9 protein-coding genes are annotated in these 13,149 nt (G+C 74.5%); 7 read left to right on the plus strand and 2 right to left on the minus strand.

What is annotated here, in order from left to right; translation table 11 throughout:
• The first annotated feature begins 28 nt into the window (after nt 1-28).
• Both cydD and ABEB06_RS20190 read left to right on the plus strand, forming a co-directional pair.
• Nucleotides 29-3,562 carry a thiol reductant ABC exporter subunit CydD gene (gene cydD / locus ABEB06_RS20185; RefSeq protein WP_345701918.1) on the plus strand — a complete coding sequence of 1,178 codons (3,534 nt, stop codon included), beginning with the start codon at nt 29-31 and terminating at the stop codon, nt 3,560-3,562.
• A gap of 207 nt (nt 3,563-3,769) precedes the next feature.
• On the plus strand, nt 3,770-5,422 hold the full coding sequence (locus ABEB06_RS20190; protein WP_425559787.1) for a sensor histidine kinase: 1,653 nt from the start codon (nt 3,770-3,772) through the stop codon (nt 5,420-5,422).
• Between the two features lie 144 nt (nt 5,423-5,566).
• On the opposite strand, the gene ABEB06_RS20195 is transcribed toward ABEB06_RS20190, so the two are convergent.
• Complete coding sequence (locus ABEB06_RS20195; RefSeq protein ID WP_345698267.1) at nt 5,567-6,382, minus strand: HAD family hydrolase; 816 nt, start codon at nt 6,380-6,382, stop codon at nt 5,567-5,569.
• 130 nt (nt 6,383-6,512) lie between these two features.
• Between ABEB06_RS20195 and ABEB06_RS20200 the strand changes: the two genes are divergently transcribed.
• From ABEB06_RS20200 to ABEB06_RS20220, 5 genes are all read left to right on the plus strand, one after another.
• Nucleotides 6,513-7,418 carry a DUF72 domain-containing protein gene (locus tag ABEB06_RS20200; RefSeq protein WP_345698268.1) on the plus strand — a complete coding sequence of 302 codons (906 nt, stop codon included), beginning with the start codon at nt 6,513-6,515 and terminating at the stop codon, nt 7,416-7,418.
• Nucleotides 7,419-7,529: 111 nt separating this feature from the next.
• Nucleotides 7,530-8,417 (plus strand): LLM class flavin-dependent oxidoreductase, encoded by an 888-nt coding sequence (locus ABEB06_RS20205; protein WP_345698269.1) that lies wholly within the window; start codon nt 7,530-7,532, stop codon nt 8,415-8,417.
• Nucleotides 8,418-8,547: 130 nt separating this feature from the next.
• Nucleotides 8,548-9,606 carry a ParB-like protein gene (locus tag ABEB06_RS20210; protein WP_345698270.1) on the plus strand — a complete coding sequence of 353 codons (1,059 nt, stop codon included), beginning with the start codon at nt 8,548-8,550 and terminating at the stop codon, nt 9,604-9,606.
• Nucleotides 9,607-9,768: 162 nt separating this feature from the next.
• The gene (locus ABEB06_RS20215) at nt 9,769-10,524 is read left to right on the plus strand and encodes a DUF6585 family protein (protein ID WP_345698271.1); all 756 of its coding nucleotides are present in this window, start codon (nt 9,769-9,771) and stop codon (nt 10,522-10,524) included.
• 36 nt (nt 10,525-10,560) lie between these two features.
• The gene (locus ABEB06_RS20220) at nt 10,561-11,649 is read left to right on the plus strand and encodes a hypothetical protein (RefSeq protein WP_345698272.1); all 1,089 of its coding nucleotides are present in this window, start codon (nt 10,561-10,563) and stop codon (nt 11,647-11,649) included.
• A 45-nt stretch (nt 11,650-11,694) separates the two neighbouring features.
• On the opposite strand, the gene ABEB06_RS20225 is transcribed toward ABEB06_RS20220, so the two are convergent.
• On the minus strand, nt 11,695-12,795 hold the full coding sequence (locus ABEB06_RS20225) for a glycoside hydrolase family 18 protein (protein ID WP_345698273.1): 1,101 nt from the start codon (nt 12,793-12,795) through the stop codon (nt 11,695-11,697).
• Nucleotides 12,796-13,149 lie beyond the last annotated feature (354 nt).

The following is a 13,149-nucleotide window of genomic DNA, read 5'->3' on the forward strand; positions in this document are numbered from 1 at the left end:
TGCAGTGATGGAACGCCGGCAGCAGCGGATGCGCCCCGTCGACCCGCGGCTGCTGGCGCACGCCCGCACCACCCGGGCCTTCCTCGCCGGATCGGTCCTGCTCGGCGGGGCCGGCGCGGTCCTGGTCGTGCTCCAGGCCGGACTGATCGCCGAACTGGTCGTCCGGTCCTTCCAGCAGGGCTCGCGGGACGTCGGCGGGCTGCTGCTCGCCCTCCTCGCCGTCGCGGCCGGCCGGGCGGCCGTCGCCTGGCTGACCGAACTGACCGCCCACCGCTCGGTGGCGCGGGTGAAGTCCACGCTCCGGCGCCGGCTGCTGGAGCACGCCACCGCCCTCGGGCCGGCCTACCTGCAGGGGCGGCGGACCGGGGAGCTGACCGCCCTCGCCACCCGCGGCGTCGACGCCCTCGACGACTACTTCGCGCGGTACCTGCCGCAGCTGGCCCTCGCCGTCGTCGTCCCCGCGGTGGTGCTCGCCCGGATCCTCGGCGCGGACTGGGAGTCGGCGGCGGTCATCGCCGTCACGCTGCCGCTGATCCCGCTGTTCATGGTGCTCATCGGGCTCGCCACCCAGGCCCGGATGGACCGTCAGTGGACCGGCCTCGCCCGGCTCTCCCACCACTTCCTCGACGTGGTCGAAGGGCTGCCCACGCTCAAGGTGTTCGGACGGGCGAAGGCCCAGGCCCGGACCATCGCCCGGATCACCGACGAGTACCGCCGCTCCACCCTGCGGACCCTGCGGATCGCCTTCGTCTCCTCCTTCGCCCTGGAGCTGCTGTCCACCCTGTCGGTGGCCCTGGTCGCGGTGTCGATCGGCTTCCGGCTGGTCAACGGCACCCTCGACCTGGAGACCGGCCTGCTGGTCCTGGTCCTCGCCCCCGAGGTCTACCTGCCGATCCGGCAGGTCGGCGCGCTCTACCACTCCAGCGTCGAAGGACTGACCGCGGCGGGCGAGGTCTTCGAGGTCCTGGAGACTCCGGTCCCGGCCGGCGGCACCCGGACCGTACCGCCGCTCGGCAGCGCGACGATCACCCTGGACGGCGTGGGCGTCACCCACCCCGGGCGGGAGCTGCCCGCGCTGCGCGAGGTCTCCTTCGCACTGCCGGCCGGCGCGACCACGGTCGTCACCGGCCCGAGCGGCGCGGGCAAGTCCACCCTGCTGGCCGTGCTGCTCGGCTTCGTCCGGCCCGAGCGCGGCCGGGTCCTGGTCGACGGGCACGACCTCGCCGAGTACGACCCGGACGGCTGGCGGAGCCAGATCGCCTGGGTGCCGCAGCACCCGCACCTGTTCGCCGGGACGGTCGCGGACAACGTCCGGCTCGCCCGGCCCTCGGCCGACGACCACGAGGTGCGGGAGGCCCTGGCCGCCGCCCACGCCCTGGAGTTCGCCGAGCCGCAGACCGTCCTCGGCGAGGGCGGCGCCGGGCTGTCCGCCGGGCAGCGGCAGCGGATCGCCCTGGCCCGCGCGATCCTCGCCGACCGGCCCGTCCTGCTCCTCGACGAGCCCACCGCCAACCTCGACGGCGCGAGCGAAGCCGCCCTGGTCGCCACCGTCCGCGAGCTCGCCGTCGGCCGTACCGTCCTGCTGATCGCCCACCGCCCGGCCCTCCTCGCCCTCCCGCACCACCGGGTGCACCTGGACGGGCCGCCCGCCGATCGGCCCGCCGGCCCGGGGGCCGCGGTCCCGCCGGTCGGCACCGCCGCGGCTGCGGGCGGTGCGGCTGCGGGCGGTGCGGATCCCGGGCCGACGCCCGCGGAGCCGGTCGCCGCCGCGCCCGCGGAGCCGGTCGCGGCCACGCGCGTGCGGCTCGCCCCGGCCGTCGTGCTCGGCGCGCTGGCCCTCGGGTGCGCGGTGGCCCTGATGGCCACGTCCGGCTGGCTGATCTCGTACGCCTCGCAGATGCCGCCCGTGCTGTACCTGATGATGGCGGTGACCTCCGTCCGGGCCTTCGGCATCGGCCGCAGCGTCTTCCGCTACGCCGAGCGGCTGGTCTCGCACGACGCCGTGCTCAAGGCGCTGGCCGGGGTCAGGACCGCCGTCTACACCCGGCTCGAACAGCTCGCCCCCGCCGGCCTCCCCGCGTTCCGCCGCGGCGACCTGCTGGCCCGGCTGGTCTCCGACGTCGACGCCGTGCAGGACCACTACCTGCGCTGGCGCCTGCCCGCCGCCGTCGCGGCGCTCGTCTCGCTCGCCGCGTCGGCCGCCACGGCCGCGTTCCTCCCGGCCGCCGGGGTGGTCCTGGCAGCGGGCCTGCTGCTCGCCGGGGCCGTCGTCCCCGCCCTCGCGGTGCGCCTCTCCGGCCGGGCCGAGCGCCGCCGGGCCTCGGCCCGGGGCGAGCTGGCGGTGTCCGTGGTCGACACCTTCACCGGCACCGCCGAGCTGACCGTGGCCGGCGCCCTCCCGGCCCGGCTCGCCGCCGTCCGGGCCGCCGACGCCCGGCTGACCGGGTTGGCCGCCCGCTCGGCGGCCACCGCCGGCCTGGGAGCCGGCCTGACCGCGCTGGTCACCGGCGCGACCGTGACCCTCTCCGCCGCGATCGGGGTGCAGGCGGTGGCGGCGGGCTCACTGCCGGGCACCTGCCTGGCCGTGGTCGTCCTCACCCCGCTGGCCGCGTTCGAGGCGGTCGCCGGGATGCCGACGGCGGTGCAGTTCCGCGAGCGGGCGCGGGCTGCCCGGGCCCGGCTGGACGAGGTGCTGGCCCGCCCCGTCCCGGTCGCCGAACCCGCCGACCCGGCGCCCGTCCCGGCCGACCCGCTGCCGATCGCCCTGCGCGGGGTGACCGCCCGCTGGCCGGGCGCCGACCGCGACGCGCTGACCGGTGTCGACCTCGACCTGACCGCCGGCCGCCGGATCGCCGTGGTCGGCCCGTCCGGCTCCGGGAAGACCACCCTCGCCCAGGTGCTGCTGCGCTTCCTCGACCAGGCGTCCGGCACGGTGACCCTCGCCGCCGGCCGTCCACAGGCTGTGGACACCCGTTCGACCGCGGCCGACGAGGTCCGCCGCACCGTCGGCCTGTGCGCCCAGGACGCGCACGTCTTCGACAGCTCCCTCCGCGAGAACCTGCGCCTCGCCCGCCCCGACGCCACCGACGCCGACCTGCGCGGCGCACTCGCCGCCGCCCGGCTGCTCGACTGGGTGGAAACCCTGCCCGCCGGGCTGGACACCATGGTCGGCGAGCACGGCGCCCGGATCTCCGGCGGCCAGCGGCAGCGCCTCGCCCTGGCCCGGGCCCTGCTCGCGGACTTCCCGGTGCTGGTCCTCGACGAGCCGGCCGAGCACCTCGACCTGCCGACCGCCGACGCGCTCACCGCCGACCTGCTCGCCGCCACCGCGGGCCGCACCACCCTGCTGATCACCCACCGGCTGGCCGGGTTGGACGACACCACCATCGACGAGGTGCTGGTGCTGGACGCCGGCCGGGTGGCCGAGCGCGGCCCCTGGTCCGCGCTGGCGGGCGACGACCGGAGCCGGCTGGCCGCGATGCTGCGCCGCGAGCGGGAGGCCGACGCGGCGACGAGCGCGGCGGGCGCGGCGGGCGCGGACACGCTGACCGTCGCGGTCTGACTTTCGGACAAAGCGAGGCAAACTAGCCCCATGGAGACCCCGCTCCCGGCCACCTCCCCCGACGCGTCCTCCGCCGGGCCCGACGCGTCCGCCGCGGACCCCGGACCGGCCGCGCCGCGCGTCCCCGAGATCTCCTCACTCGGCCTGGACACCCTGGTCACCGAGGTCTCCGAGCGCCTGCAGTCGGCCGCCGCCGTCACCGACCGGATGCAGCGGCTCCTGGAGGCGGTGGTCTCGGTCGGCGCCGGGCTCGACCTGCACGCCACCCTGCAACGGATCGCCAGCGGCGCCGCCGAGCTGGTCGACGCCAAGTACGCGGCGCTCGGCGTGATCTCCCCGCACGGCACCGGCCTGTCCGACTTCATCCACATCGGCATCGACGACGCGACCGCCGCCGCGATCGGCGAGCTGCCGGCCGGCCGCGGCATCCTCGGCGCACTGATCGACAACCCCGAGCCGCTGCGCCTGGCCGACCTCTCCGAGGACCCGCGCTCCACCGGGTTCCCCGCCCACCACCCGCCGATGCGGTCCTTCCTCGGCGTGCCGATCCGGGTCCGCGGCGAGGTGTTCGGCAACCTCTACCTGACCGAGAAGCAGGGCGCCGGCGGGTTCACGCCCGAGGACAAGCAGGTGGTGCTCGCGCTGGCGGCCGCCGCCGGCGTGGCGATCGAGAACTCCCGGCTGTACGAGGAGGGCCGCCGCCGCGAGCGGTGGATCGCCGGCGCGGCCGCGGTCACCACCGCGCTGCTCTCCACCGACGAGGCGCAGGTCGCGCTGACGGTGGCCGCCGAACAGGTCCGCGAACTCGCGGACGGCGCGGTCGGCATGATCCTGCTGCCGGCCGGCGACAGCCAGATGCGGGTCGCGCACGCCTCCGGAGAGGCCGCCGAGTACCTCAACGGCGAACTGCTGCCCGAGGACAGCTTCACCGCCCGGCTGCTGGCCGGCGAACCGATCTACCTGGAGGACATGTCCACCGACCCGACCGTGGTGATCCGGATCGCCCGCGAGTTCGGCCCGTCGATGGCGGTGCCGATGGTGTCCGCCGGACGCGTCCTCGGCGGCCTGTGCGTGTGGCGGCCGCGCGGCACCGCCCCGTTCACCGCCGCGGAGAAGCAGCTCGCCCAGACCTTCGCCTCCCAGGCCGCCCTCGCCCTGCGGCTCGCCGAGTACCAGCGCGACAAGCAGCGCCTGGCCGTCTTCCAGGACCGCGACCGGATCGCCCGCGACCTGCACGACCTGGTCATCCAGCGGCTCTTCGCCACCGGGATGATGCTGGAGAGCGCCGCCCGCCGCGCCGTCGTCCCCGAGGTGCGGACCGGCATCGGCAAGGCGGTGGACGAGCTGGACGCCACCATCCAGGAGGTCCGCACCACCATCTACGCCCTCCAGCACGGCGACAGCGACGACGAACCGGACACCCTCCGGACCCGCGTCCTGCGCGAGGGCAGCCAGGCCGCCGCCGCGCTCGGCTTCAAGCCCGCGATCACCTTCACCGGCCCGGTGGAGAGCCTGGTCGGCGAGCAGACCTCGCGCCAACTCCTCGCCGCGCTGCGCGAGATGCTCTCCAACACGGCCAGGCACGCGCGGGCCTCCCGGGTCGCCGTCGACGTCGACGCCACCGTCCACCTCGGCGACCGCGGGCGGCCGCTCTCCGGCGACCCCGAGGCCCCGGTCCGGGCCGGCCGGCCCGGCGTCCTGCTCACCGTCACCGACGACGGCGTGGGCATCCCGGACGGCGGCCGGCGCAGCGGACTGCGCAACCTCACCCGCCGTGCCGAGACGCTCGGCGGCGACGCCTGGCACGAGACCGGCCCGAACGGCAAGGGCACCCGGGTCCGCTGGACCGCCCGGCTCTGACCGGCCCGCCCCTCCGACCGGCCCGCCCCTCCGACCGGCCGGCTGCTCCGGCCGGCCCGCCCCTCCGACCGGCCGGCTGCTCCGGCCGGCCGGCTGCTCCGGCCGGCCGGCTCTGCCAGGCTCCGACCGTCCGCGCCGCGGACCTCAGGCGAGCAGGGTCTCGATCACCGCGGCCACGCCGTCGTGCTCGTTGCTCACCGTGTGCCGGGCCACCGCCGCCAGCACCTGCGGGTGCGCGTTGGCGACCGCGTACGAGTCGCCCGCCCAGGCCAGCATCTCCAGGTCGTTCGGCATGTCCCCGAACGCCACCACCTCGGACCGGTCGATGCCCTGCTCGCGGCACCACCGGGCCAGCGTGCTCGCCTTGGTCACTCCCGGCGCGCTGATCTCCAGCAGCGCCACCGGGCTGGACCGGGTGATCTCGGCGTGCTGCCCGGCCACCGCCCGCGCCCGGGCCAGGAACTCGTCCGGCTCCAGCTCCGGGTGCTTCGCCAGCAGCTTGAACATGCCCTCCACGGTGCCGTCCGCCAGCAACCGCTCGGCCGGCGCCACCGGGTGCTCCTTGTCGGACTCCCACATCACCAGGGTGTACTCCGGCTCCCGGGCGAACCCGTCCGGGTACTCGAACGCGAAAGCGGTGCCCGGCAGTTCGGCCTTCAGCGCGGCCACCACCGCCAGCGCGTCCGCCGTCCGCAGCGGGAAGCTCTCCAGCAGCTCCCCGCGCCGCACGTCCACCACCGCGCCGCCGTTCGAGCAGATCGCCACCCCGTGGCCGCCGATGTGCCCGGTCACCTGCTTCATCCAGCGCGGCGGCCGGCCCGTCACGAACACCACCTGGACACCCGCCGCCTCCGCCGCCGCCAGCGCGGCGGCGGTCCGCTCGGAGACGGTTCCGCCCGAGCAGAGCAGGGTGCCGTCGAGGTCGGTGGCGATCAGGCGGGGGCGCGGGGAGGTGGTCACCCGACCATCTTCGCGCACCCCGCCCGAACGGCGTAGCTCCCCGACCCTGACGGCGGCGGCCACGGCGTGGGCGACCGGATCGCGGCCGCCGGGACCGAGTGGGCGCTCCGGAGCGGGGAAGACGCCGGACATGGGAGAGATCCGGGTCGGCGTGTGCTCGTGGACGGACAAGGAGCTGCTGTCCAGCGGCTGGTACCCACAGGGCGGCTCCAGCTCCGAGGCCAGGCTCCGGTACTACACCACCAGGTTCCCGGTGGTGGAGGTGGACGCCACCTACTACTCGCTGCCCAGCACCCGCAACAGTGTCCTCTGGTCCGAACGTTCACCGGACGGTTTCCGCTTCGACGTGAAGGCGTTCTCACTGCTCACCGGCCATCCGACGCGACCGGGCGCACTGCCCCACGACCTGCGGTCGGCCCTCGCCCGGCGGCGCGGCCGGCCCGAGGCGGACCAAGGGCTGCTGGACGAGGTGTGGAACCGGTTCAGCGGCGCCCTCGAACCGCTGCGGCAGGCGGAACGCCTGGGCACCCTCCTCTTCCAGTTCCCTCCGCAGCTCGCCCCGGACAAGTCGGCGGTATCACTGCTGCGCCGATGCCGGGAGCGCACCGCGGGGTGGCCCGTGGCCGTGGAGTTCCGGCATCCGGACTGGTGGCGGGACGAGCACTACGCCACCACCTCCGGTCTGCTGGCGGAGCTGGAGATGGCTGCCGTGGCCGTGGACACGGCCCAGGGACTCCCCACATCCGTACCGCCCGTCACCCCGGTCACCTCCACCCGCCTCGCGGTCGTGCGCTTCCACGGACGCAACCCCGCCTGGGGCACGGGTTCGAAGGAAGAGCGGTTCCGCCACGGCTACACGCCCGGGGAACTGTCGTCCTGGATCCCGGCCGTCCACGCCATGGCCGACCGCGCCCACGAGGTCCACGTCCTGTTCAACAACTGCTGCGGCGACGCGGCAGTCCGTGCGGCGGAGACGATGAGCCTCCTGCTCGGCCGACAGGACCCCCTCGGCGGGGACGACGCCCGGGACGGCTGAAGTACGCCGCTCCGTGGGCAGGGCGGCCGTGATGCGGGTGGTGGCCGCCATGGAGCGAGCGGGCCGGTATGCACACCTCCGTCGGGCTTCCGACGGCATAGTGTCGGGGCCATGCGACTGAGCACGGTGATCCTCCCCATCCACCGGTGGAGCGAGGGGCAGAAGATCTGGCGGCGGGCCGAGGACCTCGGGTTCCATGCCGCCTACACGTACGACCACCTGAGCTGGCGGAGCTTCCGGGACGAGCCGTGGTTCGGCTCGGTCCCGACGCTGACCGCGGCGGCCACGGCGACCGAGCGGATCCGGCTCGGGACGCTGGTGACGTCGCCGAACTTCCGGCACCCGGTGACGCTGGCCAAGGAGCTGATCACGCTGGACGACGTGTCCGGCGGTCGGCTGACGCTGGGGATCGGGGCCGGCGGGGTCGGGTTCGACGCGACGGCGATGGGGCAGGAGGCCTGGTCGCCGAAGGAGCGGGCGGACCGCTTCGCGGAGTTCCTGCCGCTGCTGGACGAGCTGCTGACCACCGACGCGACGACGCGCGAGGGCACGTACTACTCGGCGGTGGAGGCGCGGAACATCCCCGGCTGCGTGCAGACGCCCCGGGTGCCGTTCTACGTGGCGGCGACCGGTCCGCGCGGGCTGCGGCTGGCGGCGGAGCACGGGCAGGGCTGGGTGACGTACGGCGACCCGCGCGGCCCGGCCGACGTCCCGGTGGAGCAGGCGCCCGCCGTGATCGCGAAGCAGCTGGCGAAGCTGACGGAGGCCTGCGAGGCGCGCGGCCGGGACGCCGGCGAGCTGGCGAAGGTGCTGCTGCAGGGGTCGACGGCGGAGCGGCCGCTGCAGTCGCTGGACGCCTTCGTGGACTGGGCCGGGCGGTACCGGGAGATCGGCATCACCGAGCTGGTGATCCACTGGCCGGTGCCGGACTCGATCTTCGAGAACGACCTCGCGGTCTTCGAGCGCATCGCCACCGAGGGCCTGGCCCAGCTGGGTTGAGGGGGACCCTGCAAAAAGGGAGCGGAAGCGATTTCGCGCGTTCGCCGGGGGTTCACGCGCGGGACGGCGGGTGTTGGCCGGTCGCTGGGAGTGTCGCGGGCACAATTCCGCACTTCCCGCGAGGAGCGTCATGCGTTTCAGACTTCCGTCCGCCCGGATCGCGGCGGTCGGAGCCGCGCTGGCCGTCGCCGCCGGATCGGCGCCGGCCGCGTTCGCGGCGCCGGGTGCGCCGGGCACCCGGCCGTCGTTCTGCGGTCACGACAGCCGGCACGCGCCGTTCGCGCAGTACCTGTGCGCCCAGGAGGGCGACCTGCTGGACGTCCGGATCGGCGACGTGCACCCGACCCAGCCGGCGCTGGGCTACGACGAGGTGTACTACAAGCTCGGCCGGTACACCCTCGGCAAGGACGCGATCAACAAGAAGTTCAGTGACTGGTGCGAGGCGGACGGCCGGATCGAGGCCGTGGCGGCGGCACCCGGTGCGCGCCTGGACGACCCGTCCTCGTTCACCTGCGCGCTGCCGGTGGGCGGGGAGACCGCGGCGAGCACCGAGCCGATGAAGACGGTCGTGATCGGCCCCGGCGGGGAGCCGTTCCTGACGGACGGCCACCACACCCTGACCTCGTTCTTCGAGACCCCGGACGGCGGCGCCGACCTGCACGTCCGGCTGCGGGTGCAGGCCAACTTCAGCAACCTGACCCGGCAGGCGTTCTGGGCCGAGATGCAGGCCCACAAGTGGGTGTACCTGAGCGACCCCGAGGGCAACCCCGTCAAGATCAACAAGCTGCCGACCGGTGTCGGCCTGGCCAACTTCGAGAACGACAAGTACCGCGGCCTGCTCTACTTCGGCCGCGACATCGGCTACGCGCAGAACGGCCTGCCGTTCCAGGAGTTCTACTGGGGCAGCTGGGTGCGCGACACCGCGCCGGTGGCCGGCTGGGACACCACCGACCAGGCCGGCTACCTGGCGGCGGTGCGGACCGTGACCGAGGCGATGACCGCGCTGCCCAAGGACGCCGTGGTGGACAGCGGGTTCACCGCCGGCCGGCTCGGCGCGCTGAGCCAGTGGAACGCGGGCAAGGCCGCCAACAAGGGCGAGTTCGACAAGCTGAGCAAGCCGTACTCCGACGCGAAGCCGGGGAAGCTGGCGTACGCGCTGGAGTACAAGCGGGTGCACGGCCTGGGCTGACCGCACGGGGGGAGCAGGGGGGACGGAGGGGACCGGCACGGGGTGCCGGTCCCCTCCGGCGTACCCGACCCCTCGGCAGGCCGGTGCTACTGCCGTATGATCCGCTCGCCCCCGATCGATCCCGCCGGGCGAACGCGGGATCCCGCACCACGAGGAAGAACCATGGCCGCACCCACCGTCCCGGTCACCCAGGAACCACTGCCGGAGGCCGTGCAGGCGCTGGCCGCCGCCGAGCGGCTCGGCGCGCTGCGCGAGACCTTCCTGCCCAAGCGCCACGGCGCCGGCCGGGTCACCGCGATGCTGTTCTTCACCGTGCTCGGCCTCGCCTGCTTCGTCCTGCCCGGGCTGTTCTTCCTCTGGGTGCTGTGGCAGACGCCGAACTTCAACCGCAAGCAGGCGGCCCGGCGCCTCCACCTCTTCGACCACGGCCTCGTCGTGGTCGACCACACCGGCCCGGTCGGGGCCCTGCGCTGGGACTCGATGGCCGCGCTCCAGCAGATCACCGAGCGCTACGCCAACGGCATCCACGTCGGCACCGGCTACGTCTACACGCTGTACAAGCGGGACGGCGCCACCATCAAGGTCACCGACCTGTTCGCCAACCCCGAGCGCTGGGGCGTGATCATCCAGCACGCCATCACCAACGCCCAGCTGCCGGGCGTCCTGGAGGCACTGGGACGCGGCGAGACCGTCCGCTTCGGCGACATCGCGGTGACCACCGGCGGCGTGGCGACGCCCAAGCGCGGCGCGACCGGGTGGGCCGAGGTCCAGCGCTTCGAGGTGAAGAACGGCATGGTGTTCCTCTCCAAGGCGGGCAAGCTCCTGCCCTGGTCGAGCACCCCGGTCGCCAAGATCCCGAACTTCTTCCTCTTCCTCGCGACCGTCGAGCGGCTGCGCCGGCAGCAGTCCGCGGCCTGACCACCGAACACCCGGAAACACCAGGGGGGACGCACCATGAGCGAGCACCAGTACCAGTACCAGTACTTCCATCCCGGGCCGCCGCCCGCCCCGCAGCCGGGTGTCGTCCCGCTGCGGCCGCTCGGCTTCGGCGACGTGCTCAGCGGCGTGATGAACACCGTGCGCCGCTACTTCGCGCAGCTCTACGTGCCGGTGCTCGCCGCGACGGCGGGCGTGCTGCTGGTCCTCGGGGCCTACGCGGTGGTGGCGTACGTGCTGCTGATCGACCTCTACCGGCAGGTCGTCGACGACAAGTGGTACGAGCCGACCGACAACCAGCTGGCCACCCTGATCGCCGTCGCCGCCTGCGGCTGGCTGCTGCTGGTGCTCTGCCTCACCGCGCTCGGTGTGGTGGCCGCCGCGGCCGGCACGGTGGTCACCCGGCACGCGGTGATCGGCAGGCCGGTGACCACCCGGGAGGTGTGGGCCGAGTCGCGCAACCACCTGGGACGGATCACCGCCGAGTACCTGCTGCTGGGCGGCGCTGCCCTCCTCGGGACGGCCGTGCTGATGGTGCTGTGGGTGGCCGTGTCGGCCGTGCTGGGCAGCGCGGTGGTCAGCGTCCTCTTCGGGCTGCTCGCCGTGGCCTGCTGGGTGGGGCTGTTCTACGCGCAGGTGCGGCTGACCCTGCTGGTGCCGGTCCTGGTGATGGAGGAGAGCCGCCCGCTGGCCGCCGTCCCGCGCGCCTGGCGGCTCAACGAGGGCGCCTGGCTGCGCAGCTTCGGCATCCCGTACGTGGTGAACCTGATCGCCTCGATGGGCGGGCAGCTGGTGGCCACGCCGTTCGTGGTGGCCGGCATGGTGATCGTGCTGCCGTTCGGGGCGGACCCGCAGCCGCCGTCGCCCGGGGCGCTGGTCGCGGCCGCGCTGCTGTTCCTGGTCGGCGTGCTGCTGAGCACCGCGGTGACGCTGCCGCTGCTGCCGGTCTGCCACGCGCTGCTGTACGTGGACCGGCGGATCCGCCGGGAGCGGCTGGACATCGCGCTCGGCGAGGCGGCGGGCCTGTGGACCACGCAGCCGCCGGCGCCGCCCGCGCAGCCCGCGGAGCCCTCCGCGGAGGGCGGGAGCACGGGCGCGGCGGAGTAGCGGGCCCCGGGTCGGGCGGGGCCGCAGCTCCGTGCCGGGCCCGGGTCAGCCCTGGCGCAGCGCCGGCATCGGGACGGGGATCGCGTACGCGGTGGCCCCGGCCCCGACGCCGCCCGCGCAGCCGTTCGGGGGCTGGGTGGTGACGCCGCGGGTGGAGGGCCGTTCGGCGGCCCAGAACATGTAGCCGAGCAGGCCGCTGGTGGTGCCCGCGCCGTTGGGCGCGGCGTTCTGCAGCCAGCCGCCGGTGGCCTTCTGCAGGGAGTTGGCGAAGTCGGTGCACTCCGGTCGCACCTTGGAGCCCTCGGCGATGTACAGGCCGCCGGTGAACTTCGCCGGGGCGAGCGGCAGGACCGGCGGGCTGTACGTCGGCTTGCCGTCCAGGTGCTCCTGCCAGTTGTCGGTGGCTCCCGCGGCCGACGGCTGCCGGGCCGGCACCATCGCGTTGGCGTAGTCGAGGACCGGGGTGTCGGTGCGCAGCCAGTTGGCGGTGGCGTACCGGTTGATGTCGATCAGCCAGCGGTCGCCGGCCGCGGTGTCGATGGTCAGCCGGGCCGCCGGGTCGGCGCCGGTGGCGTCGTACGGGTGGACGGCGCGGTAGGCGTCGACGAAGGCCTGCAGGCCGGCCAGGTTCGGGTTGGTGTTCTGCTCGTAGTCGATCTCGATGCCCACACCCAGCCGGGTGGCCAGCGCGGCGGCCTTCTGCCCGAGCAGCGCGGGGTTCTGGGCGAGGGCCTGGTCCCAGGCGTCGGTGTAGGTGATGCCGCCGATGGAGAGCATCACCCGCACGCCGCGGCTCTTGAACCAGTCGACGACGGCCTGGTTGATGCCGCGGGGGACGCCGTCCACGGTGGTGGCGTCGTTGGTGCCGACCAGCAGCTTCAGCGGGTGGACGAAGCTGAGGATCGCCAGGTTCACGGACGGGCGGCCGTCGCCGCGGTCGATCAGCCAGTGGTTCTTGGCGTCGAACTCGGCCATGTCGCGGACGGTGCCCCAGATGCAGGCGTCGTCACCGCAGTGCCAGGCGCCGTAGACCTGGATCGGGGAGCCGGCGGCGGCCGCGGCCGGCGGGACGGTGGGCGCCAGTGCCGCACCCAGCAGGGCGGCGGTGGCCATGATCGGGCGGAGCCGGTGGAACGGAACGCGCATCAGCGAACGCCTCCAGTCGGACGGACGGGCCCCCGGGCGGATCACAGCATGAGGTCTGGACCAGCTGCGGTCAACGGTGCCGGCACCGGCCTTTCCGTCCTGCGGTCAGAAGGGGTTGACATGTCGTCAATCCCGAAACAGCCCCCGCTACACCCTGCACATCCCCGCCGGGGAGTGATGCACAGCACACTGGGCCGACCCGGCGCCCCACAGCCGTCGGTGCCTTCCCTCGCGCCCGAGTACCGCCCGGTACCGCCCGTTTCGCCCAGAGGAGTCGCCCGTGTCCGCCGTCGAGCAGTCCCCAGCGGTCCAGGACCCGCCACCCGTCCAGCGCCTCAAGGCCGGCTCGGTCGG

This window comes from Kitasatospora terrestris, assembly GCF_039542905.1.
In the GTDB taxonomy this organism is placed as follows: domain Bacteria; phylum Actinomycetota; class Actinomycetes; order Streptomycetales; family Streptomycetaceae; genus Kitasatospora; species Kitasatospora terrestris.